This is a genomic window from Vitiosangium sp. GDMCC 1.1324 (assembly GCF_003044305.1).
Lineage (GTDB): Bacteria > Myxococcota > Myxococcia > Myxococcales > Myxococcaceae > Archangium.
The window spans coordinates 135,385-160,402 of sequence record NZ_PZOX01000017.1 but is presented as its reverse complement, the minus strand read 5'-3'; the positions used below and the strand labels follow the sequence as shown (position 1 = coordinate 160,402).

Below are 25,018 nucleotides of genomic sequence, written 5' to 3'. Positions count from 1 at the left end.
GCGGTGGCCTTCCCGCGCCACCGCCTCCTCATTCACACGGCGGCCGCGGGCCGGCACTCGGAGACGAGCGCCGCCACCGCCTCGTCCCAGGACAGGTCCCGCTGCTCTCCGTCCCGTCGCCGCAACCGGACGGCGTTCTTCTCCACCTCGCGATTGCCCACCACGACGAGCCACGGCACGCCGGCCTGGTGCGCGTCGACAATCTTCCGCGAGAGTGACTCGGCTCGCGCATCCACGCTCGCGCGGCAGCCCGCCTCGCGCAGCTTCGCGGCGAAGCGCTCGGCGTAACCGGCGGGGGCCTCGCCCACCGAGGCCACCACCACCTGCTCCGGCGCCAGCCACGCGGGCAGCGCGCCCCCGTGGTGCTCCAGCAGGATTCCGATGAAGCGCTCCAGACTCCCGAGGATTGCCCGGTGGAGCATCATCGGCTGGCGTTTCTGTCCCGAGGCATCCACGTAATGGATGTCGAACCGTCCTGGCAGGACCAGGTCGAGCTGGATCGTCCCGCACTGCCAGGCGCGGCCCAACCGGTCCTTCAGCACGAACTCCAGCTTGGGCGCGTAGAACGCCCCCTGGCCGGGCTGCATGACGCACTCGAGCCCCGCCTGTTTCGCGGCCTCGAGCAGGAGCGACTCGGCAAGGTCCCACATCTCGTCGCTTCCGGCGCGCTGGGCGGGACGGCTAGAGAAGGCCACCTCCACGTCCTCGAAGCCGAAGTCGGCATAGAAGGCGTGAAGCGAGCGGCAGAAGCGGGCGACCTCCTCCCGCATCTGCTCCGCGGCACAGAAGACGTGGCCATCGTCCTGCGTGAACTGGCGCAGCCGGAACAGGCCGTGGAGCGCTCCACCCGGCTCGTTGCGGTGCACGAGCCCGAACTCACCCACCTTCAAGGGCAGGTCGCGGTAGCTCGGGGCCATGCGCTGCACGAGCTGGATGTGGCCGGGGCAGTTCACCGGCTTCAGCGCCTGGTGCCGCTCGCCCTCGTCGGCGAGCAGGAACATGTTCTCGCGGAAGTTCTCCCAGTGGCCGCTGCGCTCCCAGATGGGCTGGGCGAGGACTTGAGGCGTCTTCACTTCGAGGAAGCCATCGCGTTGCATCTGCTGGCGGACGCGGCCCTCGATGAGCCGGTACAGCAGGTAGCCACGCGGGTGCCAGAAGACCATGCCGGGGGCCTCCTCCTGCATGTGGAAGAGGTCCAGGCGCTGGCCAAGGGAACGGTGATCGTGTTCGTCGAGCATTTCAGTCTCCAAGTCGGGAAAAGAAGCCTTCCGGTCGGAGCACTGAGCGCTTGCACGGACGCCCCGGCCGGTGAAGGCGGGGCAGGGAACCGTGCGTTCGTCAGCTCACTGCACGCACGAATCCGCTCCCGCCAGTTCGAGTGGCGGTGGTGGTCGTGGTGGTGGTGGCGAAATCGAAGCTCACGGTGGGCAAGGTGCGTGCGGATGCATTTTTTGTCAAGCCGGGTTTCGATGACTGTCCGGCCGCCGTGCAACGCGTACGGCGGCGGATGGGCGACGTGTCAGGCTCGTTGCGGCGCGCTCGTCCCTTGCAGCCCCGCGAGCTTCTCCGCCGTGCGTCGGGCACCCATGGCGCGGGCGTAGTCGAGCGCCGTGCGCTTCTCGGCGTCCACGAACTCCGGCGCCGCGCCACGAGCGAGCAGCAGCTCGAGCACCTCCACCCGGTCGAACATCGCCGCGAACATGAGGGCCGTCTTGCCATCCGGTCCCGCGCCATCGACGCGGGCGCCATGGTCCAGCAGGAGCCTCGCGATGGTGACGTCTCCCTTGAAGGCCGCCCCGGCGAGTGGCGTCTGCCCGCGGTCGTTGGTTCGCTCCGGGTCGGCTCCGTGCAGCAGGAGAGCGCGGGTGGCGTCCACATGCCCGTGGTAGCTCGCGAGCATCAACAGCGTGTCCCCCTTCTCGTTGGCGAGGTTGGCCGGCAACCCCGCCGTGACGAGCCAGGCCAGGCTCATCGCCTCTCCGGCCCTCGCGTGTTGGAACGCCGTCCGCGCCACGTTCATCACATCCGCGTCCGTCACCTTCGCCTGCGATTCCTGGGTATTCGTCTTCATGGAGAGGTCCTCGTGTCAGGAGAGAAAAGGGAAGTGAGGCTCAGCGCGACTGGCGCAGCTTGTGGACGGCCGCCGCGATGCGCGCTCCGTACTCCTCGTCGGCGTTGCGGAAGTGGGCGATACTGCGCGTGATGATGTCCTCGCGGCTCACCTGCGACAGGCTGCCCGCGATGTTCGCCACGAGCCGCTCACGTTCGTCCTCGCTCAGCAGCCGGTACAGGTTTCCGGCCTGCACGAAGTCGTTGTCCTCGGCGTGGCGCACCGGGACGTAGGTGCCCGTGGCGCCGTTGACGGAGACCCCGAGTCCGGTGGGCTCGTTCGTCTGCGCGGGGCCGTCGAAGCTGTTCGGCTCGTAGTTCTTGCTCCGCCCGCCGTTGCCGTCGAAGCGCATGCCGCCGTCACGCCCGTAGTTGCGCGCGCCACCCGTGACGCCCTTGGGCGAGTTCACCGGCAGCCGGGTGTGGTTGATTCCCAACCGGTAGCGGGCCGCGTCGCCGTAGGCGAAGAGGCGCGCCTGCAGCATGCGGTCTGGCGAGGGGCCGATGCCCGGTACGAAGTTGGCGGGGTCGAGCGCCGCCTGCTCCACGTCCGCGAAGTAGTTGTCCGGCGCCCGGTCGAGCACCATCTTGCCCACCTCGATGAGCGGGTAGTCCTTGTACGGCCACACCTTGGTGAGGTCGAACGGGTTGAAGCGGTAGGTGGCCGCGTCGGCCTCGGGCATCACCTGCACCTTGAGCGTCCACGAGGGGTAGTCGCCGCGCTGGATGGCCGCGTAGAGGTCTCGCTGGTGGTGCTGCGGATCCTTCCCGCCAATGGCCGCGGCCTCCTCGCTGGTGAGCGTCTGGATGCCCTGGTCGGTCTTGAAGTGGAACTTCACCCAGAAGCGCTCGCCCTTCGCGTTCACCCACTGGAAGGTGTGCGAGCCGAAGCCATCCATGTGCCGCAGCGTCGCGGGGATGCCCCGGTCACCGAAGAGCCAGGTGAACTGGTGCGTGGCCTCGGGCGAGTACGAGAAGAAGTCCCACTGGTTGTCGGGCTCCTGGAGGTTGGTGAACGGGTCGTACTTCTGCGAGTGGATGAAGTCCGGGAACTTGATGCCGTCGCGCAGGAAGAAGATGGGCGTGTTGTTGCCCACCACGTCCCAGTTGCCGTCCTCGGTGTAGAAGCGGACCGCGAAGCCGCGCGGGTCTCTCGCCGTGTCGGGGGCGCCCTTGGAGCCGGCCACGGTGGAGAAGCGCACGAAGACCTCGGTGCGCTTGCCCTTGGCGCCGAAGAGCTTCATGAGCGTGTAGCGCGACACGTCGGGGTTGGTGACCTCGAAGGAGCCGTAGGCGCCCGAGCCCACCGCGTGCACCACGCGCTCCGGGATGCGCTCGCGGTTGAAGCGGGCGAGCTTCTCGAGGAGATGGTGGTCCTGCAGCAGCACCGGGCCCGTGGCGCCGGCCGTCTGCGAGTGCTGGTTGTCGGCGACGGGTGCGCCGGCCTCGGTGGTCAGATGGGTTTGGTTGGACACGCGGGTTCTCTCCTGGTGGGACGCGGGTGCGTTCGTGATGGGAGAGAAAGTAGAGAGTTGGCCCTGAGTTTCCCAAGACATCGTTTCGATGGGATTGATAGGCTGTCCCTATCAGTTCTTCCCAAGCCCATGCCCTCCCTGAACGACATCTCCCTGCGGCAGTTGGAGTACCTGGTGGCCGTCGCCGATCTGCTCGGCTTCCGCCGGGCAGCCGAGCGATGCCACGTCTCCCAGCCCGCCTTGAGCGCCCAGATTCAACAGTTGGAGGAGGTGCTCGGGGTGAAGGTCTTCGAGCGGGACAAGCGCCGGGTGATGCTGACGCAGGCCGGAGAGGAGCTGGTGGCGCGAGCACGCCGGGTGCTCACCGAGGCCGGGGACATCCTGTCCGCGGCGTCCCGCCTGTCCGATCCCTTCGCGGGAAACCTGCAACTGGGTGTCATCCCCACCATCGCGCCCTACGTGTTGCCCGAGGTGATCCCAGCCCTGGTGAAGCAGTTCCCCCGGCTGCGGCTCCGGCTGCGCGAGGACAAGACCGGGGTCCTCGTGAGCGGCCTGGAGGAGGGACGGTTGGATGCGGCGCTGCTGGCGCTCGTCCCGGAGCTGGGGGACGTGGAGCACGCCGTCATCGCGGAGGATCCCTTCGTCGTCGCGGCGCCGCCGGGCCACCCGCTGGCGAAGAAGAAGCAGGTGCAGCTCGGGGACCTGGACGAGGAGAACGTGCTCCTGCTGGAGGATGGGCACTGCTTCCGGGGGCAGGCGCTCGCCCTGTGCACGCGCATCGGGGCGCGCGAGGTGGACTTCCGCGCGACGAGTCTCACCACCCTGGCGCAGATGGTGATGTCGGGCGAGGGCGCCATCACGCTGCTGCCCGCGCTCTCGGTGCCCATCGAGAACCGGCTGGGCCAGCTCGTGGTGCGTCCCTTCGCGGGCCCGGCGCCGAGCCGCACGCTCGCCCTGGTGTGGCGTCCGGGCTACCCGCGCGCCGATGCGCTCCGCGAGCTCGCCGGCACGCTGCGCTCCGTGTGGCCCGGGCTCAAGGCTCCCGCGAAGCGCTGACGAATCGCGGGGGCGGGGACTCTCCGGGCGCGTTCTCCCGCAACTGGTCCGATGGTCCTACCAGTCGGTGAAGAACTCGCCCGGGAGGGGCGGGGGTTCAGCGCACCGAATACGTCAGGCGCACCGGCTGCCCGTTGCGCTCCACATCCAGCTCCAGGCGCGGGGACTCGCGCATCTTCTGGTAGGCCTCGAGTCCTCGCTCCACGCTGTCGAGCGAGAGCCCGTTGATGCGCTGAAGGACATCCCCGTTCTGGAGGCCGATCTGGCTGTAGAGCGAGCCGGACCGGATGGAGAACATCTTGAATCCCTGGGCCACGCCGTCGCGGATGGCGGGGATGACGCGCGCCTGCATCATGAGCTCGTTGGGGTTGGCGATCGCGATGTCCAGGTCCTTGCGCGAGATCTCATAGCTCTGCGGCCCGACCTGGCGGACGTCGATGGAGGGCTTCGAGCCCGGTGCGGCCGGAGGCGTGGGAGGTTTCGGGTCCATGCCCTGGGGTGCCGCGTCCGTCGCCGTGGGGCCGATGTATTCCACCCGTCCTGAGTTCAAGACCAGCACCCGGGTGCGCTCGATGGCGATCACCTGCGCTCCCTGGATGTCGCCGCCCATCCACACCGAGCGTGTGCGGCGCGTGGCACCTTCGTACACGGAGGCGAAGGTGGCGGAGGGGCGGACGCTGATCATCGTGCCCAGCAGCTTCAGGCCCAGCGTGTTTGGCGTTGGCTCGTCCCCGGGTGTCGTCGGGGAGGGGATGACCTCCTGGCGCAGCTTGTCCGGCAGCCCGAGGTAGCGGGCGAGCGGTGCCAGGGACAGCGGGGTCTGCATCTCATCCAGGGGCGAGCGCTGTTTTCTGGGTGCTTCTTCCTTGAGGGAGGGAAGGGGCTGGAGCCAGGCATCCACCACCGAGTTCACGGCGTGTGCGGCGACCAGGCATGTGCATGCGGCGCAGAGCAGGGTGAGCGCGTGGAATGCCGGGCGGATAAAGGTGGACATCGGCAGCCTCCAGGACGGGGAGCGTGGATGCCCACCTCCCAGAGCAAGGCCGGGACCAACGGCCGCGTCCACGGCCTCTTCAGAGAGAAGAGGGGCGCTCCTTCCCGGGTACCGAGCTCTTCGCGCGCGACAAGCTGTCAAAGGGGTCTCGAGAGGTGTGACAGCCCGTCCCCATCCGCTAGCCTCCCCGGAATGCTCACCGAGGTCAGCGCGGGTCCCTACACGGTTCGAGGTATTTCAGTCGGTGGCGTGTACACGTCGCTGCAGGTGCCGGAGCTCGGCGTGGTGCTCGATGCCGGTGTGCCCATCCGCTCCTTCGCCGGGACGGATCGCATCTTCCTGAGCCATGGCCATTCCGACCACGCGAGCGCGCTCGGGTCGCTGCTCGGTATCCGCACCCTCATCGGCAAGGGGCCACCCCAGGTGTTCCTGCCCGCGGAGATCGAAGCACCCGTGCGCGAGGCGCTCGCGGTGCAGGGCCGGTTGCACCGGATGTCGACGGACATCGAGGCCGTCCCGATGCGTCCGGGGGACACGCAGCACCTCGGGCACGGCCTGTGGGTGCGCGCCTTCCGCACGCACCACACGGTGCCCTCGCTCTGCTACCAGTTCTTCCGCCGCGTCTCGAAGCTCAAGCCCGAGTTCCAGGCGCTGCCCCCCGAGGAGATCGGCCGGCGGCGCAGGGCGGGCGAGCCCCTCTTCGACGAGGTGGATCGGCTCGAGCTGGCCTATGCCACCGATACGCTCTCGCACGTACTGGAGACGGCCCCCTCGCTGCTCGACAGCCGGGTGCTGATACTCGAGTGCACGTTCATCGACGCGAAGCGCACGGTGCAGGATGCGCAGGAGCGCTCGCACATCCACCTGGATGAAATCCTCGCGCGGGCCGAGCGCTTCCAGAACGAGGCCCTGGTGTTGATGCACTTCAGTCAGGCCTACAGCCCTGATGAGGTGCACGCCACCCTCCAGGCCCGCGCCCCCGAGAGCCTGCGCGAGCGGTTGCGGATCTTCGCCCCCACCTCCGGCCGCTGGTTTGGATGAACAGGAGGAGGACAGGGGAGCGGCGGATGCGTGGTCCGGGGGACACGGCGTGGTCCTCGGGACACGCTCGCTCCGTGTGTGTCCCCGTGCTCCGTGTCTGCAAAGTACTGGAAAGACGAGGCCGTCTGTCGAGCGAGCGAGCACGGTTCCACGCGAAGCCCGTCTGCTCGAAGCTGGCATCCCGCGTGCTCTAGTCCCCTGACAAGGAGGAATCCAAAGTCATGGGCAAGCGCGTCGGTGTTCTGATGGGTGGTTGGGGCGAGGAGCGGGAGATTTCCTTGAAGACCGGTGAGGCCGTGGTGGCGGCCCTTGAGGCTCGCGGCCATTCGGTGAGCCGCATCTTCGCCGGCCCCGGTCTGGACCGCGCCCTGCGCTCGGCCGAGCTCGACGTGGCCTTCATCGCCCTCCACGGTCGCATGGGCGAGGACGGCAAGGTGCAGGGTCTGCTGGAGTTGATGGGGCTGCCCTATACGGGCTCGGGCGTGCTGGCCTCCGCGCTGGCCATGAACAAGCCCATGGCCAAGAAGCTCTTCCGGCTCCACAACCTCCCCACGCCCCAGGGTTACCGCGTGGGCCGCTCCGACGTCTCCCGCGCCCTGGAGCTCCACGGCGACCTGGGCTTCCCCTGCGTGGTGAAGCCCGCGTGCGGTGGCTCCTCGGTGGGCCTCTCCGTGGTGCGCGAGCCCGAGGCGCTCGCTCCCGCCGTGGCCCTGGCGTGCCGCTTCGGCGGTGAGGCGCTCGTGGAGCGCATGGCGCACGGTCGCGAGGTGACGGTGGGCATCCTCGGCGAGGAGGTGCTCGGCACCTGTGAGATCGCCACCCCGCGCGAGGGCTTCGACTACGACGCCAAGTACAAGGGCGGCTCGCGCTACTTCCTCCCCGCGCGTCTGTCCCCCACGCGCGTGGCCAACGTGCAGTCCCTGGCGCTCGCCGCCTACCGCGCCCTGGGCTGCCGCGGCTACGGCCGCGTGGATCTCATCTGCTCGGAGGACGAGAACGACGTCATCCTCGAGGTCAACACCCTCCCGGGCATGACTCCCGTCAGCCTGCTGCCGAAGATCGCCGCCCAGAAGGGGCTCGACTTCCCCGTGCTGGTGGAGCGGATTCTGGCGCTCGCCACCCGCGATGAGGCGGACGTGGCCGAGGCGCCCCTGGCCGCCGTGGTTCCCGCCCCGGTGCCCGCCGTGGTGGCTCAGCGCGCGGTGGGCTGAGGCATGGAAGACCTCGGAGGTCGCGGGTTTGCGCGCGCTCCGAGGGCCCCACCCCTGGTGCAAGTCCCGACAACCATTTGACAGCCACCTGACGCATCCCTATTGTCCGGCGCTCGTTACTCCCCAGGTATGACAAACCCTTGTCATTCCGGGCACATACGAGGCGGGGGGCTCCGCTGAACCGGGTGCGGCGGTCGGCGTGGGTCGGACTTTCATCTCCGCCGAGCAGGGTAAGGACCGCGGCGACTTCACCCGCGGTAGGGGCCAGGTCAGATGACCACCGTCGAGATCATCTTCTTGGGCGTGTACTTCGGCGTCCTGTGCGTGCTGGCGGTCTATGGATCGCACCGCTATCGGATGGCTTATCTGTACTATCGCCACAAGTTCAAGCTGCCCACGCCCAAGGGGGTGCTGCCGGCGCTGCCCCGGGTCACCATCCAGCTGCCCATCTTCAATGAGATGTACGTGGTCGAGCGGCTGGTGGAGTCGGTGTGCCGCATCGACTACCCGCGCGAGCTGTTGGAGATCCAGGTCCTGGACGACTCCACGGACGAGACGTGCGGCATCGCCCGCGCGTGCGTGGAGCGCCACAAGCAGAAGGGGCACGACATCGTCTACATCCACCGCGTCAACCGCCAGGGCTTCAAGGCGGGCGCGCTGGAGAACGGCCTGCTGACGGCCAAGGGCGAGTACGTGGCGGTGTTCGACGCGGACTTCGTGCCCGCGCCGGACTTCCTGATGCGCACGGTGCCCTTCTTCGCCGACCCCAAGGTGGGCATGGTGCAGGTGCGCTGGGGCCACCTCAACCGCGAGTTCTCCATCCTCACCCAGGCCCAGAGCATCTTCCTCGACGGCCACTTCATCATCGAGCACACCGCGCGCAACCGCTCGGGCTGCTTCTTCAACTTCAACGGCACGGCGGGCATCTGGCGCCGGGTCACCATCTCGGACGCCGGTGGCTGGCAGCACGACACGCTCACCGAGGACCTGGACCTGAGCTACCGCGCCCAGGTGAAGGGCTGGCAGTTCATCTTCCTGCCCGAGGTCATCTCCCCGGCTGAAGTGCCCGTGGAGATGAACGCCTTCAAGAGCCAGCAGCACCGCTGGGCCAAGGGCTCCATCCAGACGGCGCGCAAGCTGCTCCCCATGATTCTCAAGAGCGACCTGCCCTTCGCCGTGAAGCGCGAGGCCTTCTTCCACCTCACCAACAACATGGCCTACCTGTTGATGGTGGTGCTCAGCGCGCTCATGCCGCTGTCCATGGTGGTGCGCTTCCAGCACGGCCTGTACGGCACGCTCTTCCTGGACCTGCCCTTCTTCCTGAGCGCCACCGCCAGCGTCTGCGCCTTCTATGTGGCCGCCCAGCGTGAGCAGGGCGCCAAGGGGTGGGATCGCTTCAAGTACCTGCCGTTCCTGATGAGCCTGGGCATCGGCATGGCCATCAACAACGCCAGGGCGGTGCTCGAGGCGCTCCTGGGCCAGCAGTCCGGGTTCACCCGCACGCCGAAGACGGGCGCCGAGGGCAAGAAGGTCGTCGCTGTGAAGAAGGCCTACCGCGGCGACAAGACGCTGATGCCCGTCATCGAGCTGTCCTTCGCGCTCTACTTCACCGGCGCGCTGTGGTTCGCGATCGACAAGCACATCTACAGCTCGGTGCCCTTCATCCTCCTGTTCCAGCTGGGCTTCCTGTACGTCGGTGTGTCCAGCCTGCTGCAGGGCCGCCTGAAGTTCAGCGAGTCCGCTCCCGCTCCCGTCAAGGTGCCCGAGGAGCAGACCCGCCGCGCGGCCTGAGCGGTGGTGTGGTGCACCAGGGCGAGGGGAGAGCCCCCACCCCGGTGGTGCGAGGGGCTCAGCGCCCCGCGGGTGTTCCGGCGTCTCCGCTCGTGGGCGGTGGGGCCGTCCCCGCATCCGGTGCTCCGGCGTCGGGTGTTCCGGCGTTGGGTGCCCCCCTCAGCAGCCGTTGCTCCTTCCAGACAGGCTTCGAGCCGTTCGTGGCCGGGCGGCACTGCTCGTCGATCGCCGCCGAGGCCACCGAGCGCAGCGTGAGGCCCTTGTCATCACAGGTCGTCGCCTGCGTCGGGAAGCCCACCGGGCACTCGGTGCCCGTGGGGGTGAACATCGTCGCGCGGGTCTCGCCCACGAAGCCGTCCGGCGTCCGGTTCAGCACGATGCGCACCGCCGTGCCCCCATCCGTCTGGAACTCCGCACCCTCCCGAGCACGGGCCAGCGTCAGTGTCAATGTTCCGCCGTCATCTTCGCCGAGGTAGCGGAACGCGGGGTTCTGCGCGTGGTGGTACTCACCCGCCTGGCTCTTTTCGCACCCCGGTGGCACCCGGATGGGGAGGGGCGCCGGGGGCTGGGATGGGGTCCGGGTCGGACAGGCCGTGAGGGCGGCGGCAAGGCCCCCCGCTACAATCCAGGGAATCGGTCGTGACATGGGGTGGAGATCTTCCCCCAACCCGCCTTCGGGGTGGACTCCTGTTTGACCCCTCTGGCGCGACTCTCTAACCTCTGGTCCGTCATGCTCCTGCGTCGCGCCTTCCTGATCGCGTTGGTCCTCTGCTTCGCCGCGCCTTCTGCCTTCGCGCAGGGGATGGATGATCTGCTCGCCCCGTTGACTCCGTCCGCGAAGGGCAAGGGAAAGGGGAAGGGGAAGGGCACCACTCCCCGGGCCCCCAAGACGCCGAAGGGCGCGAAGGCCTCAAAGACCTCGAAGGGTGCGAAGTCCGGCAAGGGCTCCAAGCAGGCCGCGCCCGAGCCGGAGGCACCCGCGCAGTCCCAGGAGTTGGATCTCCTCGCGCCCCTCATCAAGAAGACCGAGCTGCTCGTGAAGGTCAATGGTGTCCGGGGCGCGCGCCTCTTTGTCGATGACAAGGAGGTGGGTCTGGTTTCCAAGGGCGCCATCGAGGTGACTCCCGGCGAGCACACCGTCGCCGTTCGCAGGGCGGGCTATCGCGACTTCTCCCGGCGCATCACCGCTCCGGAGGGCGAGCTCACCGAGGTGGGCGTGATGCTCGAGGCCACCGCGGGCTTCGTCTCCGTGAAGGCGGATGTGGCGGGCGCTCGCGTCCTCATCAACGGCGAGGACAAGGGCGTGGTCCCGCTCGACAGCGTGATGCTCCCGGCCGGCTCGTACGAGATCGTCGTCCAGCGCGAGGGCTTCCGCCGCGAGTCGCAACGCATCGCCGTGCGCGCCGGCAAGGAGTACACGGTCGACGTCAACCTGCGTCCGGAGACGCTCGCGCAGGCCGATCAGCCGCGGGCGCCGAACCTCACCCCGAGCAGCACCAGCACACCCTCTCCGCTCACCCAGGAGACGCCGGCCGTCGCCTCCAGTACCCCGCTCACCAAGCGCTGGTACTTCTGGGCCGGCGTGGGCGCCGTGGTCGCTGGCACCGCTGTCGGCGTCGCGCTCGCCTCGCAGCCGCTCAACCCGGACAAGGTCTGCTCCGGTGTCTGTGATGGTGTCATCAACCGTCCTTCGGGAGGGTTGTTCAACTTCTGAGAGGCGCCCATGCGCTCCTACCTGCGTCGCTGGCCGTTGCTGGCACTGCTGCTCGTGCCAGGGATTGCTCCCGCTGGGGACTTCGTCCCGCCCGAGGTGCAGTTCGCTCTGCAGCACCTCAAGTCCGAGGAGCGGGCCCGCGCCGCGCAGGCGCTCGGGCCCCTGGAGGACCTGCCCCGCTATCTGGTGCAGCTCGAGGTGGATCCCAAGGCGCGCAAGGTGACGGGCCACCTGCGGGTGGAGCTGTCCGTGCGCAACCGCCCGCTGGACGCCGTCCACCTGCGGGTCACTCCCAATGCCTTCGATCCGAGGGTGGCGCTCTCGGACGTGAAGGTGAACGGGCAGCCCGCGAAGTTGCAGCATCCCGAGGACAGCCTCTACCGCGTGCAGCTGGACAGCCCCATTGCCCCGGGGGGCTCGGCGGTGGTGGAGCTCGAGCTGGAGGCGCGGGTGCCTCGCGCGCAGCCCGGCTCGACGACGTTGATGGGTTCGCTCGGCAACCCGGGTGGGGCGGGAGGGGATTACGGGGCCTTCGCCGCGATGGACGACTTCGTGAGCCTGGTGGGCGTGGTGCCCCTGGTGCCTCCACTCGACGCGAGCGGCAACCCCTGGGCCGGTCCCACCGGCGTGGGTGACCTGGCGCTGTACGAGCCCTCCAACGTGCTCGCCAACATCATCGTCCCGTCGGGGTGGAAGGTGCACGCCACGGGCGTTCCCATGGGCGAGCTGCCGCAGAAGAATGGCCGCATCCGCTACACCTTCGCCGCGGGCGCGGTGCGCGACTTCCCCGTGTTCGCCTCGCGCGGCTACCAGAGCGCCACGGCGACGGTGAATGGCGTCACCGTGGAGAGCTTCTTCGCCTCCCGTGACGTCGAGGTGGGCAGGCGCGTGCTGAAGTACGCCAGCGACGCGCTCTCCGAGTTCGAGCGGCGCCTGGGCCCCCTGCCGTTCAAGTTCTTCCGCGTGGTGGAGGCCCCGCTGTCGGGCGGCGCCGGAGGCATGGAGTTCCCGGGCCTCGTCACGGTGGGCACGGCGCTCTACCGCGGGGCGGGGGACCCTGGCAGCGCGCTCGAGGGTATGCAGGGGATGGGGCAGATGCAGCAGCTCCTCCAGGCCATGGGCGGGGACGCGGCGCCGTTCGCGCAGCTCGGCAAGACGCTGGAGCGCACGCTCGAGTTCACCGTGGCCCACGAGGTGGCGCACCAGTACTTCGCGGGGCTGGTGGGCTCGGATCCCATCAACGCGCCGGTGGTGGACGAGTCGCTGGCCCAGTACGCGGCGCTGCTCTACATGGAGTGGAAGCACGGGCGCGCGGCGGCCGAGCAGATGCGTCAGGAGGCGCTCGTCTCGTCCTACCACCTGTTCCGGCTCTCGGGCGGCAAGGACGCCGCGGCGGATCGGCCCACCTCCGAGTTCGATGACCCCCTTCAGTACGGCGCGCTGGTGTACGGCAAGGCGCCGCTGCTGCACCACGCTTCACGCAAGCTCATCGGGGACGAGGCCTTCTTCAAGGGCCTGCGCTCCTACGTGGACACGTACCGCTTCAAGTGGACCTGCGGGGACTGCCTCACCCGGGAGCTGGCCAAGGCGAGCCCCTCGAATGCGAAGGAGCTCGAGCGTCTGCGCGTGCACTGGTGGAAGGAGACCCATGGTGACGAGGACCTCGGTCAGGCGAACATGGGGGCCCTGCTGGGCGTGGGCGCGGATGGGCAGGAGCTCGATCCGGAGACGAAGAAGCTCATCGAGGAGCTCCTGCCTGGCCTGCTGAAGGAGTAGTCACCGGCTGTCCTCGGGCCGTGTCCCACGCCATGCCCCAGCTCGGCCTGACCCACGCCCGTGCCGTGCCGCGGCCCGCCTAATCGAACAGCGCCTGGACGAACTCGCGCGCATCGAAGCGGCGCAGGTCGGCGACCTTCTCGCCAACGCCCGCCCACACCACGGGAATCTTCAGCTCGTCGCTGATGCCGATGATGACGCCGCCCTTGGCGGTGCCGTCCAGCTTCGTCAGCGCGATGGCGGTGACGCCCACCGCCTCGTGGAACTGCCGGGCCTGCTGGATGGCGTTTTGTCCGTTGGTGGAGTCCAGCACCAGCAGCACCTCGTGCGGAGCCCCGGGAAGCGCCTTGTCTATCACGCGCTTCACCTTCTTCAGCTCCTCCATCAGGCTCACCTTGGTGTGCAGCCGGCCCGCCGTGTCCGCGATGACCACGTTGGCGCCCCCGGCCTGCGCCTTCTTGATGGCCTCGAAGATGACCGAGCTGGGGTCCGCGCCCTCGGGCCCCTTCACCAGCTCCGCCTTCGCGCGGTCCGCCCATACGTCGAGCTGCTCGGTGGCGGCGGCGCGGAACGTGTCGCCCGCGGCCAGCACCACCTTCTTGCCCTGGCCCGTCAGCTTCGCCGCCAGCTTGCCAATGGTGGTCGTCTTCCCCGCGCCGTTGACGCCCACCACCATCACCACGTGCGGCGGGCCTCCTCCCTCCATCGTGCGCGGCACCGGCAGGTCCACGATGCGCGTCACTTCCTCGCGGATGAGATCCTTGATGCGGTTGGCGTCGCTCAGTTCGTTGCGCTTGAGCTTCTCGCGCGCCACCTCCACCAGGTTGGACGCCGTGCGCACGCCGATGTCCGCGGTGAAGAGGATCTCCTCCATCTCCGCCAGCACGGACTCGTCCACCTTGCGGCTCGAGCCGAAGAGGCCGTTGAGCCGCGCCATGAAGCCCTGGCTGCGCGTCTTGTCCAGGCCCTGCGCCAGTGTCCGGCCGGCCTCGGCTTCAATCTTGGCGCGGGCCGCCGCCTCCTCCGCGCGCCGGGCCTCCTCGGCCGCCGCCGCCTCGCGGGCCTTCTGCTCCGCCAGCTGCCGCTCCGCCTCCTCGCGCTCGCGCTTGCGCCGCTCCTTCGCCTCGTCCTCCGCCGCCTTCTTCGCGCGGTACTCGGCGCGCTTCTCCTCCTCCTCGCGCTCCTTGAGGGTCCGGGCCTCGGCCTCCAGGCGCGCCCGCTCGGCGGCATCCGTGGTGGCCTTCGCGGCGCGGGTGGCTTCCTCTCGCTGGCGGGTGAGGGCCTCGGCGCGGGCATGGAGCTCCTCCGCCTCGCGGCGCCTGGCGAGCTCCGCCTCGGTGGGCGGCAGTTCCACGCGCAGCTCCGGACGCTCCGCCGGCAGCTCGGGCTTCTCCTTCGTGGGAGGCACCGTCGGCGCCTTGCCGGGCACCTCGGGGCGGCGCTTGAAGAACAGCTTGCGCGCCGCCGCCACCATCAACGCCACGAGCAGCACCGTGACGCCGACCCCCACCACCGTGCCCACGGGGCTGCCCTCGGGCGGCGGCGGCGTACCTGTCTCCGGCACCCCGGGCTGCGTCTGGGGGGGCTCCTGGGGCAGCGGGGAGGGCTGCGGCGACGGCGCCTGCGCGAGGACGAAGGGGAGGGCGGTGGGCGTCTTCATGGCGCGCACCGCATACCTCAAGATGCACCGCGAGTCCCACCCATCTTCGGTCCACGCCACCCGGCGAACACGTCTCGGGACGAGGGCTGGGGCCCGTTCGTCCCCTGGAGAGGTGGCGGGCAGAGAGGGCGGGGCCCCGAGGAGCCACGGGCTGGTGGATGCCGTGCCGGGAAGCCGCTAGAAACGAGGCGCCATGCGTCGCCCTACGCTCCTCGCCCTCCTCGTCCCTGCCTCCCTGCTCAGCGCCTGCATCGTCGAGGCGCCCGGGGGCTCCAGTCCCAACGAGCGGCGCCAGGCCGTGGTGGCCCAGGTGCCGCCGCTCACGGTGCGCAACGGCGCCAACTTCGAGGACAAGGTGGAACTGGTGGGCGCCACCGTGAACCCCGGCCGCATCACTCCCGGCGACGCCGCGCGGGTCACCGCCTACTTCAAGGTGCTCAAGCCGTTGGAGGAGGACTACATGGTCTTCGTCCACGTGGAGGACGCCGACGGCCGCATGGAGCGCGTCAACGCCGACCACAAGCCGGCCGGTGGCCTCTACCCCACCACCCAGTGGAAGGCCGGCGAGACGGTGAAGGACGAGTTCAACATCGCGCTTCCGCCCGGTGCCTCCGCCCGCCAGCTCAGCCTGTGGGTGGGGTTCTGGGATCCGAAGACGGACGCGCGCCTGCAGCTCAAGAACCCGGAGGCGGTGCGCAACGACGGGCGCAGCCGCATCCTGCTCGTGCAGGTGCCGGTGGAGCAGCAGTAGGCCCAGGGAAAAAAACCGGAGTGGCCCTGTAAGCCGAGTTTTGTCACCACCTCTTTCGAGGTGGGCAGCGAACATTCATCTAGGGCCCTGGTTGCCCAGGGACCTCGTCAGCGAGCAACCCGAACGCATGGGGCGGGCAACCCCTGTCCCCTTTCGGGGACGCGCTCCTATTGGCTCTTGCTCCAGGTGGGGTTTTCCGTGCCGCCCGAGTCACCCCGGGCGCGGTGCGCTCTTACCGCACCGTTTCACCCTTACCGGCCCCTCGCGGAACCGGCGGTTTGTTTTCTGTGGCACTGTCCTGCGAGTCGCCTCGACTGGTCGTTAACCAGCACCCTGCCCTGTGGAGCTCGGACTTTCCTCCCGTCACCCATTCCTGCAGTGACCAGCGTTCACCCGGACCACTCCGGCCCGTGCCTCATACAACAGAGGCGGGCCCCAGGTCACTCCGGACGAGGGGGTAGGTTCACATCCTCTCGTCGATGGCGCGGTTGCTCATCTCGTCGGCCGCCTTGTTCTCCTCGCGGGGCACGTGGGCGAGCTTCACGCGGAGGAACTGCTTGAGCAGGCCGACGGCCTCCTCGTAGAGCGGGCGGAGGGTCGGGCTCTTCACCTGGTAGCGGCCCTGGAGCTGGCGGATGAGCAGCTCGCTGTCGGCGAGCACCTCGAGCTCCTTCACGCCCAGGCTCCGGGCGTGCTTCAGGCCCAGCAGCAGGCCCATGTACTCGGCGTAGTTGTTCGTCTGGACGCCGAGGAACCTGCCGAGCCGGGCCACCACCCGTCCCTCGGGGTCCATCAGCACCGCGCCGGCGCCCGCGGGACCCGGGTTGCCGCGAGCGGCTCCGTCCGAGAAGAGCCGCAGGCTCGGGGGCGCTGCCGGGGTGGGGCCTTCCGGCTTCTTCACCGGGGCACGTGGCTCCGGGAGGGGCTCGGGGGGGAGGGCCGCGAGCCGCCCGGCCGCGCTCTCCAGGAGGCGGCCCAGGTCCTCGCGGGTAAGCCCCGGAAAGGCGCGCACCGTTCCCGTGAGCGGCTCCTCGCGCCCGATGTAACGGAGGATGTCGACGAGACTCGGCGGGGCCATGGCGCGGGACTACTTCGCCGCCGGAGTCTCGAGTGCCTCGATGGCGTAGATGATGCGGTTGCAGGACGGGCAGATGTCCGTGCCCAGCGACACGCGCAGGTTGTTGTAGAGCTGCGGCGGCACGTTCATGTTGCAGCCCTGGCAGGTGCCATTGACCACGCCCACCATGGCCGGCAGCTTCTTCTTGCGCACCGTTTCGTAGCGGCGCAGCAGCGTGGCGTCCACGCTCGCGGCCACCTCGGCCCGCTTGCTCTCGAGCGCCTTCACCTGGCCCTCGGACTGGCTCTGCTTGCCGCGCAGCTCCGTCATCCGGGAGGAGAGACTCGCCTGACGTGTGGCGAACTCGGCCTCCTTGCCCTTCACCGCCTCGCGTGCCGCGCCGAGCGTCTTGCTCAGCTCCACCAGCTCGTCGGCCATCGTCTGGTTGGCCTTCTTGGCGATGTCGATTTCACGGGCGAGGGCGGAGTACTCGCGGGTGGAGCGCTGCTCGGCGAGCCGCGCCTCCCACTTCTTCACCTTGTCCTTCTCGTCCGTGATGTTCTGCTCGAGCGTCGTCTTCTGCCGCTCGATGTCCGCGACCCGGTTGCGCTCGGCCTCGATGGCGCTGCGCGCAGCGCCCAGCTCGCGCTCCAGTTCCGCCAACTGCCGGGGATGCACGTCCGCGGCCTTTCGGAGCGAGGCGACCTCGAGGTCCACCTTCTGCAGCTCCGCCAGCGCCTTCAGTTTCTCCCGCAAATTTGCTGCCTCCCAATGGGGGCCCTACCCCGGGGCCCGCGCTCTTCTATCAACAAGGATTTCCAGGGTCCAACGCCCAAATCGACTCAGTGTCATCCCTGCACAACCCAAGCAGCCGGGTGGGGTTTGAAATGCCTTCACGCACCAGTTAGACCGGCGCCGGTGCGCCGTCCCCCGTTCCCACTGCTCGCCCTCTCCTCCCTGGTTCCCCTCATTCCGGGTTGCCAGGAGCCCGCCGGGACGCTCCCTTCTCCCTCCTCGCTGGCCTCCTCCCCGCGGAGCCCGGTGGCTGACTCCCGCCCTGGCGTCATCGAGGGGGATGTCCGCCTGAGGGGCACTCCGCCCGACCTGCCCCCCCTGCCCACCAGCCCCTCGGTGGCCTCCGTCTGTGGGTCCACACTGCCTGATCGCTCCCTCGTCGTGGGCCCTGGCGGCGCGCTGGCCTTCGTGGTGGTGGCGCTCGCCGATGGCACCGAGGCGCCCGCCCCGGACCCCGACGCTCCCACGGCCTTCCTGGACCAGAAGCGGTGTGCCTTCGAGCCTCCAGTGCTCGCCGCCCGCGCGGGGACCTCCCTGGAGGTCCGCAACTCGGACGCGCTCCTCCACAATGTGAACGCCCTGGCCGGCTCGCAGCGCTCCGTCCTCAACGTGGCCCTGCCCATCGAGGGCTCCCGGGTGCGCCGGCCCCTGCCCGCGGCGCCGGGTGTCCTTCATGTCCGCTGTGATCTGCACCCCTGGATGAGCGCCGCCGTGCGGACCTTCGAGCACCCCTGGTTCACCACCTCGGACGCCTCCGGCCACTTCCGCCTGGAGGTGCCCCCGGGCTCGTACTCCGTCGTCCTCTGGCACCCTCGGCTGCCGGGCGTCTCCCGCTTCCTCTCCGTGCGGGGCGGGGAGACGGTCCGCCTCGACCAGACCTGGGCGGTGGAGCAGGTCCGTGACCTCCCCCTGGGCCTGCCCCCGGCCGCGACCTCGCTGTCGGTGCCGTGAACGGCGCCCCGTCAGGCCCGCGAAAAAGAGGGTGGGAATGAAATGTTTCCGTCTGGGCGGAAATGTGCTACATGTCGTGACCGATGCAACCAGGGGGACGAGTCATGCAGCCGAAGAAGCAGCCACGCCCGAAGGGGACACCCGTTCCCGTGATGGCGGGCAAGGGACCGCGCCGCCCGGTGGGCATCCAGGCGCTGGGGCCCATCCGCTACGAGCAGCTCCGCCGTGCGCTCCACCAGCTGGGTGGGGCGGCGGAGCGCTGAGTCCGTGAAAAGGCCAGGGGGCTACCGCCGGGTGGCGGAGCCCCCTTGGCCGGGCTCAGATTTCTTCGTCCTCCTCGGCCGCGGCCTCGCCTTCCTCATCTTCGAACTCGGCCAGCTCCTCCTCCTCGCTCTCCGCGGCGGGCTCCTCGGGCTCGATGGGCTCGATGACCTTGGGAATGGAGGACAGGCGACCCCGCCGGCCTTCGGAGGGCGGCTTGAGCGCGGGACTCTCGCGCTGATCCGCGCCGCACTTCGGGCACAGTGGGTCCGGCTTCTTCATATCGTAGAACTTCGTGGAGCACTTGAAGCAGACGTACTTGTTCCCGAGGTCCTTCGCGGGCATGCGCCACCTTCTGTGTCAAGAGGGTAGGGGGAGGCGGCTCATAGTTGGGCCGCTTGGCGGAGTCAACCCGATGGTTTGCACTCCACCGCCCAGGCGCTAGCATTCCGGACGCTCGCCCCTGTGTGCGTGCGCGGGACACCCCCCTTGAACTTCTCCTGCAACAAGTGTCAGCGGCGGTACTCCATTGCGGACGACAAGGTCCGTGGAAAGACCGTCAAGGTGCGTTGTAAGAACTGCCAGAACGTCATCTCGGTGGAGGGTCCCCCCATCGAGGAGCAGGAGAGCACGCGCGTCGTGTCCCTGGCGGACGTGGAGCGGCTGCGCGAACAGGACCGCTCGCTGGCCGAGGAAGAGGCGGCCGCCGTCGTCCAGCCCGCGCCCGCGGCGCAATCCTGGGAGGACGAGCCCACGAGGACCATGCCGCTGCGCGACTCGCGCTCGCCGTGGTTCGTGATGGTGAAGAGCAAGCAGGAGGGGCCGCTGGACGAGGGCGCCCTGGCGGAGCTCGTGGCCTCGGGCGCCGTGACGGCGCGCAGCTACTTCTGGCAGCAGGGCATGCCGGACTGGAAGCGGGGACAGGACATCGCCGAGCTGGCGGGTTTCTTCGCGCCCGCGGCCCCGGCACCCGCTCCGCCGCCGCCCGCCATGCGTGCCGCGCCGCCTCCGGTCATGGAGCCGGAGCCCGAGCCGGCTCCCGTGGAGCAGTCGGCCACCTCGTGGCAGCCCGAGCCGCCCCCACCCTCGCAGACATCGTGGCAGGCCGAGCCCACGCAGCGCCGCCCGGCCCCGCTCGCGAAGGACGCCACCCCGTGGGAGCAGGAGCCCGAGCCGGCCGCTGAGTTCGGGGGCAATGGCGCGTTCGAGGGCAACAGCGCGTTCGAGGGCAACAGCGCGTTCGAGGGCAACGGCGCGTCCGAGGGCAATGGCGCGTTCGAGGGCAACGGCGCGTCCGAGGGCAATGGCGCCCCGCTGGGTGAGCTGTTCTCCGACCTGGACCTTCCCCAGCCCGAGGCGCAGGGGGAGCTGGGCCCGGACGCGCTCGCGGGCTCCTCTCAGGAGGATCCGCTCGCCTCGCTGGGCAAGGAGCCGGCGCCCAAGCGCGCTCAGGCGGAGAACACCCAGTACTTTGTGAAGAAGGCGGGGGTGGACCGGCGCAACCCGCCCTGGAAGATCGCCCTCTTCGTGGTCCTGCTGCTGGGCCTGCCGGTGGGCCTGCTGTACGCGCTCACGGAGCTGCAGGTGGTCCCGCTGCGCGTCACCCGCGTGGACGCGGCGGGCAATGCGGTGCAGCAGCCCGTGTCCGTCTTCTCGGCGGAGGGCATGGGCGAGCTGCGGGACTTGATGCTCGGCCGCACCAAGCCGCCGCCTCCGCCGCCCGCTCCCGCTCCGAAGCCCGAGCCCAAGGCGCGCCCCGCCGAGCCCGTGAAGGAGGAGCCCCCGCCGCAGGAGGCCGCCAAGCCCGAGGGTGAGGCGCAGACGGGCGAGGCGCAGAAGGACGCGGCCGCGCTCTACGCCGAGGCCGAGAAGAAGGACGTGGGCCCCGAGGTGCGCGAGAACACCGAGGTGGCCGCCACGGACTCGACCGAGCAGGCTGGCCCGCCGCAGGAGGAGATCGCCCGGGTGGTGTCGCAGTCGCAGTCCGCCTTCAAGTCCTGCATCGAGGCGGCGCTGCGCAAGAACCCGCGGATGCGCGACGGCAAGCTGTTGCTCACCGCCACCGTGGGTAGCTCCGGCACCGTGAAGAAGGTGGCGTTCGACCGGACGGACGTCGACGGCTCGATCATGGGCAACTGCATCAAGGCCCGGGCCCGGCGCATGGTGTTCCCCTCTTTCTCGGGGGATGACGTCGAGGTCGAGATTCCGCTCGTCCTCACGAAGTCCATGTAGTCCGCGCGAGGAGTCCGGCCTTGGATGCCGCCGCTCCTCGCACGAGCCGCCTGCCACGCACCGTGGTGCTGCTCGGCGTGGTGAGCCTGCTGACGGACGTCAGCAGCGACATGATCTTCCCGCTGCTGCCGGCCTTCCTCGCCGCGAGGCTGCCGGCGGCGCCCCTGTTGCTCGGGACCATGGAGGGCGTGGCGGACCTGGTCTCCTCCGTCCTCAAGTACCAGTCCGGTGTCTGGGCGGACCGGGCGCGCCGCCTCAAGCCGATGGTGCTGCTGGGCTATGGCCTGTCCAGCCTGATGCGCCCGTTGATGGCCTTCGTCACCCTGCCGTGGCAGCCCATCGTCATCCGCTCGCTGGACCGGGTGGGCAAGGGCCTGCGCTCCAGCCCTCGCGACGCGCTCATCGCCCACTCGGTTCCCGCGGACTCCCGCGGCCGGGCCTTTGGCTTCCATCGGGGCATGGACCACGCGGGCGCCGCGGTGGGCTCGCTCGCCGCGATGGTGCTGGTGGCCGTGGGCTTGCGCGTGGAGCAGGTGTTCTTCGTCGCGGCCGTGCCGGGCCTGCTCGCGGTGGTGGCCCTGCTGCTCGTCCGCGAGCCCCCACGGCTCGAGTCCGTTCCCGCCACGGGTGTCACCCGCGCGCTCGCGCCCGTGCCCCGGCGCGTCGCGTACTACCTCGTGCCCGTCGCCCTCTTCGGCGTGGCCAACTCCACCGATGCCTTCCTCCTCCTGAAGCTCACCGAGGAGGGCGCGCAGCCCGAGTTCCTTCCCCTGGCGTGGCTGCTGCTCCAGGCGGTGAAGTCGGCCGTCTCGTTCCCGGCGGGCCGGCTCGCGGACCGGCTGGGCGCCTCGCGGCTCGTGCTGGCGGGCTGGTCCCTCTATGCGCTGAGCTACCTGGCGCTCGCGTGGGCCCGAGGGGTGACCCTCACGATGGTCGTCATCGGCGTCTACGGGCTGTACCACGCGCTCGCGGAGGGCGCGGAGAAGTCGCTGCTCACCGCACTGGTGCCGGCGGAGGCCCGGGGGCGTGCCTTTGGGCTCTACAACGGCCTCACCGGAGTCTCCTCGCTCACCGCGGGCCTGCTCTTCGGCGCCCTGTGGACGACCCGGGGCAGCACCACCGCCTTCGTCACCGCCGGGGTGCTCGCCGGGGTGAGCGCGCTGCTGCTCGTGCTGCTGCTGCCGCGTGCGCGCCCTCCGGACGAGGGCTGAGCCGCTCCGCGCTACAGGTCGAAGTCCCCGGGCGGCGGCGTCTTCTTCATGGCCCGCTTGCGTGCCTGGCCCACCTCGTCGCGCAGGCGTTCGGTGGCGGCCCTGTCCACCGTCAGCGTCTCCAGGTCCAGCACGTCGCCTTCGCGGGCCTCGGGCGGCAGGTCCTTGCGCGGACGCGTCACCTGGCGCCCATCCACGATGAGCACGGCGAGCTCTTCCTCGAATCGGTCCAGGGTGACCTTGGGCATGGTGCGCGGGCTCCTTTTTCGAGACTTGGGTCTGCTCACGGGGCGCTTCATGGGTCGCAGTCCTCGGCGGGACGGCGCTCTCGCACGGCGGAGGCTCGGTCGTTGTACATCTTCCGATCCTGCGTCTTCGCCCGCTTGAGCGTGCCGCAGTCCTCGCGGTGGAACACCTTGCTGCCCTTGAGGCTCACGTAGCGCGTCCCCGAGGTGCTGGCGGCTGGTGGTGGGGTGGTGCGCTCGGCGGGGAGGGTCCCCTTCGCGGGCACTACCTTCGAGCCACCCGCGGAGCTCGATGCGCCCGTGGGCATGGGACCCTTCGCGACGGGGCCGGTCACCTGTCCGGTGACGACGGTGGGCGCGCTCCTGCCCTTCTTCGGCGTGAGCGTGACGGTCGTGCCGTTGCTCACCGCGAGCACCTCGCCCTGGAGGTCGGTGCGGAAGATGCGCGCGCCCACGGCACCGAGCCGCTCGAGGGCCTCGTCGGTGGGGTGTCCGTAGTCATTGCCCGCGCCGCAGGAGATGACGGCCGCCTGGGGCTTCACCGCCGCGAGGAAGGGCGCGGTGGAGGAGTAGCGGCCCCCGTGGTGCGCCACCTTCAGCACCGTGGAGGTGAAGTCGATGGGCTTCTTCAGCAGGGACTCCTCGGTCTCCGGCTCGGCGTCTCCCACGAAGAGGAAGGCTGTCTTCCCATAAGTCAGCTTGGCGACGATGGAGTTGGCGTTGACGTCCGAGCGCGTGTGGGTGAGGAAGGGGTCCCGCGGGGCGCGCGGCGAGAGGACGGTGAGCGTCACGCCCTCGCCCAGGCCGATGGTGAGCAGCGTCTCGGGTGCGCTCGGGTTGGGCGTGGGCGTCATCACCTGGCCCACCTTCTGGCCCACCACGTCCAGCAGCTTGCGGTAGGACTCGCTCGGGTGGTCGTAGCCCGGGTCCATGAAGCGCCGGGCGCCCACCGCCTGGATGACCTTGGCGAGTCCTCCGAGGTGGTCCAGGTGCGGGTGGGTGAGGATGACCAGGTCGAGCGGTCCCTGGACGAGCTGGCGCACGCGGGGCACCAGTGTGTCGTCGGCCTCGGGAGGGCCACCGTCGATGAGGACCGTCTTGCCGGTGGGCGAGACGATGAGCGCCGCGTCTCCCTGGCCCACGTCGAAGAAGTAGACGGTGAGCGGTTTGAGCGTGGGCGTCTGCGGGGCGGGGGACGAGGCGGCCCGGCCGGGCAGGGCGGCGAGCAGGACGAAGAGGGGGAGGAGGAGCCGCACGAAGTCCATGGCGGAGGGAACTCTATCCCAGAGAACGGATGCCCCACGTGCGACTGTACGAGGCCGTCTCGGTGCTTCCCGAGCGGCCCGGAGTGGGTTACACCGCGCCCCATGGCCGAGGCCCAAGACATCGAGCGGGTCGTCGAGGAGATCGCCGACCGCGTCCGCCACAGCATGCTCGGTTCCCGGGTGGGCAGCGAACCCCCCGCGTCCCCCGTCAGCACCGAGCCCCCGCGCCCCGTGAAGACCGCGCGCATCGACCCCGAGTCCATCCGGGACAACGCGGACCTGGCGCCCTACATCGACCACACGCTGCTCAAGCCCGAGGCCACCCGCGAGGACATCGTCCGGGTGGCTCGCGAGGCGGTGGAGCACGGCTTCTCCACGGTGTGCGTGAACTCGAGCCATGTGGCCACGGTTGCGGGCATCCTGGCCGGTTCGAAGTCGGTCCCCATCGCCGTGGTGGGCTTTCCGCTGGGCGCGGCGCTCACGAGCGCCAAGGCCTTCGAGGCCCGCATGGCCCTGCACGCCGGGGCGCGGGAGATCGACATGGTCCTCAACATCGGCGCGCTCAAGGAGAAGGACTACGCGCTCGTGCTCGAGGACATCGCCCGCGTGGTGGAGGCCAGCCGGCCCCATCCGGTGAAGGTCATCCTCGAGACGAGCCTGCTCTCCCAGGACGAGAAGATCGCCGCCTGTGTGCTGTCCAAGGCAGCGGGCGCGGCGTTCGTGAAGACCTCTACGGGCTTCAGCACCGGAGGCGCTACCGTGGAGGACGTGGCCCTCATGCGCCGGCTCGTGGGCGAGGACGTGGGTGTGAAGGCCTCGGGTGGCATCCGCTCGGCGGAGGACGCCCTGAAGATGATTCGGGCAGGGGCCAACCGGCTGGGCGCCTCGGCGTCCGTGGCCATCGTCACCGGCCAGAGGTCTACCGCGAAGTACTAGCCACCGCGTGGAGAAGGGCCGTGACCCAGGCACAGCGCGAGAAGTTGAAGCAGAAGTTGCTGGAGCTCCATGCGGAGCTGACGGGCAAGACGCCAGCGAAGATCGAACCCAACCGCACGGACGAGTCGCGTGTGGGCGGGGACGAGGACGAGCAGCCGCTCAACGAAATGTTGCAGACCATTGCCTCCAGCCGGAACCGGAACTCGGACATCGTGCTCCAGCGCGTGGTGAAGGCCCTGGGCAAGCTGCGCGATGACCCGGACTCCTTCGGCGAGTGCGAGGAGTGTGGCGACGAGATTCCATTCGGCCGGATGGAAGCCATGCCCTATGTGGAATTCTGCGTGAACTGCCAGAGCAAGAGGGATGCGCCCAAGAGCGGTCGCAGGCGCCACCTCACGGATTACAAGTAGGGCCCGGGCCGGGCGGGCATCGGTAGAACAGACGGGGAGGGCTGGACGCGGTCGCATCGCGTCGCGGGCCTCGAGGA

24 protein-coding genes and 1 other RNA gene are annotated in these 25,018 nt (G+C 69.6%); 13 read left to right on the top strand and 12 right to left on the bottom strand.

Going from position 1 to position 25,018, the window contains the following annotated elements; translation table 11 throughout:
• Positions 1-32: 32 nt before the first annotated feature.
• The 3 genes from thrS to DAT35_RS38900 all read right to left on the bottom strand — a co-directional run bounded on the left by thrS (position 33) and on the right by DAT35_RS38900 (position 3,584).
• Positions 33-1,238, bottom strand: coding sequence for a threonine--tRNA ligase (thrS, locus tag DAT35_RS38910; RefSeq protein WP_108074338.1), 1,206 nt, complete (start codon positions 1,236-1,238; stop codon positions 33-35).
• A gap of 281 nt (positions 1,239-1,519) precedes the next feature.
• Complete coding sequence (locus tag DAT35_RS38905; RefSeq protein ID WP_108074337.1) at positions 1,520-2,071, bottom strand: ankyrin repeat domain-containing protein; 552 nt, start codon at positions 2,069-2,071, stop codon at positions 1,520-1,522.
• 40 nt (positions 2,072-2,111) lie between these two features.
• Positions 2,112-3,584 (bottom strand): catalase, encoded by a 1,473-nt coding sequence (locus DAT35_RS38900; protein WP_108074336.1) that lies wholly within the window; start codon positions 3,582-3,584, stop codon positions 2,112-2,114.
• A gap of 129 nt (positions 3,585-3,713) precedes the next feature.
• On the opposite strand from DAT35_RS38900, the gene DAT35_RS38895 reads away from it, so the two are divergent.
• Positions 3,714-4,640 carry a LysR substrate-binding domain-containing protein gene (locus DAT35_RS38895; protein WP_199243123.1) on the top strand — a complete coding sequence of 309 codons (927 nt, stop codon included), beginning with the start codon at positions 3,714-3,716 and terminating at the stop codon, positions 4,638-4,640.
• Positions 4,641-4,737: 97 nt separating this feature from the next.
• Here the strand turns inward: DAT35_RS38895 and gspC are convergent, their stop codons facing one another.
• A complete protein-coding gene (gene gspC, locus DAT35_RS38890; protein WP_108074335.1) occupies positions 4,738-5,634 on the bottom strand; it encodes a type II secretion system protein GspC in 897 nt (298 codons plus the stop codon).
• A gap of 192 nt (positions 5,635-5,826) precedes the next feature.
• Between gspC and DAT35_RS38885 the strand changes: the two genes are divergently transcribed.
• The 3 genes from DAT35_RS38885 (at position 5,827) to DAT35_RS38875 (ending at position 9,677) form a co-directional block, all read left to right on the top strand.
• Positions 5,827-6,675: an MBL fold metallo-hydrolase gene (locus DAT35_RS38885; RefSeq protein WP_108074334.1), complete on the top strand. Its 849-nt coding sequence runs from the start codon at positions 5,827-5,829 to the stop codon at positions 6,673-6,675.
• 221 nt (positions 6,676-6,896) lie between these two features.
• On the top strand, positions 6,897-7,886 hold the full coding sequence (locus DAT35_RS38880; RefSeq protein ID WP_108074333.1) for a D-alanine--D-alanine ligase: 990 nt from the start codon (positions 6,897-6,899) through the stop codon (positions 7,884-7,886).
• 273 nt (positions 7,887-8,159) lie between these two features.
• Entirely contained in the window at positions 8,160-9,677 is a 1,518-nt protein-coding gene (locus DAT35_RS38875; RefSeq protein ID WP_108074332.1) for a cellulose synthase family protein, read from the top strand.
• A 58-nt stretch (positions 9,678-9,735) separates the two neighbouring features.
• Here the strand turns inward: DAT35_RS38875 and DAT35_RS38870 are convergent, their stop codons facing one another.
• Positions 9,736-10,323, bottom strand: a complete 588-nt coding sequence (locus DAT35_RS38870; RefSeq protein ID WP_108074331.1) for a hypothetical protein — start codon at positions 10,321-10,323, stop codon at positions 9,736-9,738.
• Positions 10,324-10,407: 84 nt separating this feature from the next.
• Between DAT35_RS38870 and DAT35_RS38865 the strand changes: the two genes are divergently transcribed.
• Together DAT35_RS38865 and DAT35_RS38860 are read left to right on the top strand one after the other, a co-directional pair.
• Positions 10,408-11,391: a PEGA domain-containing protein gene (locus DAT35_RS38865; RefSeq protein ID WP_146210076.1), complete on the top strand. Its 984-nt coding sequence runs from the start codon at positions 10,408-10,410 to the stop codon at positions 11,389-11,391.
• 9 nt (positions 11,392-11,400) lie between these two features.
• Entirely contained in the window at positions 11,401-13,167 is a 1,767-nt protein-coding gene (locus tag DAT35_RS38860) for a M1 family aminopeptidase (RefSeq protein ID WP_108074329.1), read from the top strand.
• Between the two features lie 79 nt (positions 13,168-13,246).
• On the opposite strand, the gene ftsY is transcribed toward DAT35_RS38860, so the two are convergent.
• Positions 13,247-14,827, bottom strand: coding sequence for a signal recognition particle-docking protein FtsY (gene ftsY / locus DAT35_RS38855; protein WP_108074462.1), 1,581 nt, complete (start codon positions 14,825-14,827; stop codon positions 13,247-13,249).
• 193 nt (positions 14,828-15,020) lie between these two features.
• On the opposite strand from ftsY, the gene DAT35_RS38850 reads away from it, so the two are divergent.
• Entirely contained in the window at positions 15,021-15,578 is a 558-nt protein-coding gene (locus DAT35_RS38850; RefSeq protein ID WP_108074328.1) for a hypothetical protein, read from the top strand.
• Positions 15,579-15,591: 13 nt separating this feature from the next.
• Here DAT35_RS38850 and rnpB read toward each other — a convergent pair.
• The 3 genes from rnpB to DAT35_RS38835 form a co-directional block, all read right to left on the bottom strand.
• Positions 15,592-15,983, bottom strand: an RNA gene (gene rnpB / locus DAT35_RS38845) — RNase P RNA component class A.
• A 58-nt stretch (positions 15,984-16,041) separates the two neighbouring features.
• Positions 16,042-16,656, bottom strand: coding sequence for a ribonuclease HI family protein (locus DAT35_RS38840; RefSeq protein WP_108074327.1), 615 nt, complete (start codon positions 16,654-16,656; stop codon positions 16,042-16,044).
• Positions 16,657-16,665: 9 nt separating this feature from the next.
• On the bottom strand, positions 16,666-17,391 hold the full coding sequence (locus tag DAT35_RS38835) for a zinc ribbon domain-containing protein (RefSeq protein WP_108074326.1): 726 nt from the start codon (positions 17,389-17,391) through the stop codon (positions 16,666-16,668).
• Positions 17,392-17,676: 285 nt separating this feature from the next.
• Between DAT35_RS38835 and DAT35_RS38830 the strand changes: the two genes are divergently transcribed.
• A complete protein-coding gene (locus DAT35_RS38830) occupies positions 17,677-18,381 on the top strand; it encodes a carboxypeptidase regulatory-like domain-containing protein (protein WP_233261975.1) in 705 nt (234 codons plus the stop codon).
• 104 nt (positions 18,382-18,485) lie between these two features.
• Complete coding sequence (locus DAT35_RS59465) at positions 18,486-18,644, top strand: hypothetical protein (protein WP_158502089.1); 159 nt, start codon at positions 18,486-18,488, stop codon at positions 18,642-18,644.
• A gap of 55 nt (positions 18,645-18,699) precedes the next feature.
• Here DAT35_RS59465 and DAT35_RS38825 read toward each other — a convergent pair whose 3' ends face one another.
• A complete protein-coding gene (locus DAT35_RS38825) occupies positions 18,700-18,987 on the bottom strand; it encodes an FYDLN acid domain-containing protein (protein WP_108074324.1) in 288 nt (95 codons plus the stop codon).
• Positions 18,988-19,131: 144 nt separating this feature from the next.
• Here DAT35_RS38825 and DAT35_RS38820 point away from each other — a divergent pair, with 144 nt between their 5' ends.
• Complete coding sequence (locus DAT35_RS38820; protein ID WP_108074323.1) at positions 19,132-20,874, top strand: AgmX/PglI C-terminal domain-containing protein; 1,743 nt, start codon at positions 19,132-19,134, stop codon at positions 20,872-20,874.
• Between the two features lie 20 nt (positions 20,875-20,894).
• A complete protein-coding gene (locus DAT35_RS38815; protein WP_108074322.1) occupies positions 20,895-22,085 on the top strand; it encodes an MFS transporter in 1,191 nt (396 codons plus the stop codon).
• Between the two features lie 11 nt (positions 22,086-22,096).
• Here the strand turns inward: DAT35_RS38815 and DAT35_RS38810 are convergent, their stop codons facing one another.
• Complete coding sequence (locus DAT35_RS38810) at positions 22,097-22,333, bottom strand: DUF3006 domain-containing protein (protein WP_108074321.1); 237 nt, start codon at positions 22,331-22,333, stop codon at positions 22,097-22,099.
• Between the two features lie 47 nt (positions 22,334-22,380).
• Positions 22,381-23,595, bottom strand: a complete 1,215-nt coding sequence (locus DAT35_RS38805; protein ID WP_108074320.1) for a ComEC/Rec2 family competence protein — start codon at positions 23,593-23,595, stop codon at positions 22,381-22,383.
• Positions 23,596-23,697: 102 nt separating this feature from the next.
• On the opposite strand from DAT35_RS38805, the gene deoC reads away from it, so the two are divergent.
• Positions 23,698-24,531: a deoxyribose-phosphate aldolase gene (gene deoC, locus DAT35_RS38800; RefSeq protein WP_108074319.1), complete on the top strand. Its 834-nt coding sequence runs from the start codon at positions 23,698-23,700 to the stop codon at positions 24,529-24,531.
• A gap of 20 nt (positions 24,532-24,551) precedes the next feature.
• On the top strand, positions 24,552-24,941 hold the full coding sequence (locus DAT35_RS38795; RefSeq protein ID WP_108074318.1) for a TraR/DksA family transcriptional regulator: 390 nt from the start codon (positions 24,552-24,554) through the stop codon (positions 24,939-24,941).
• The last annotated feature ends 77 nt before the right edge of the window (positions 24,942-25,018 follow it).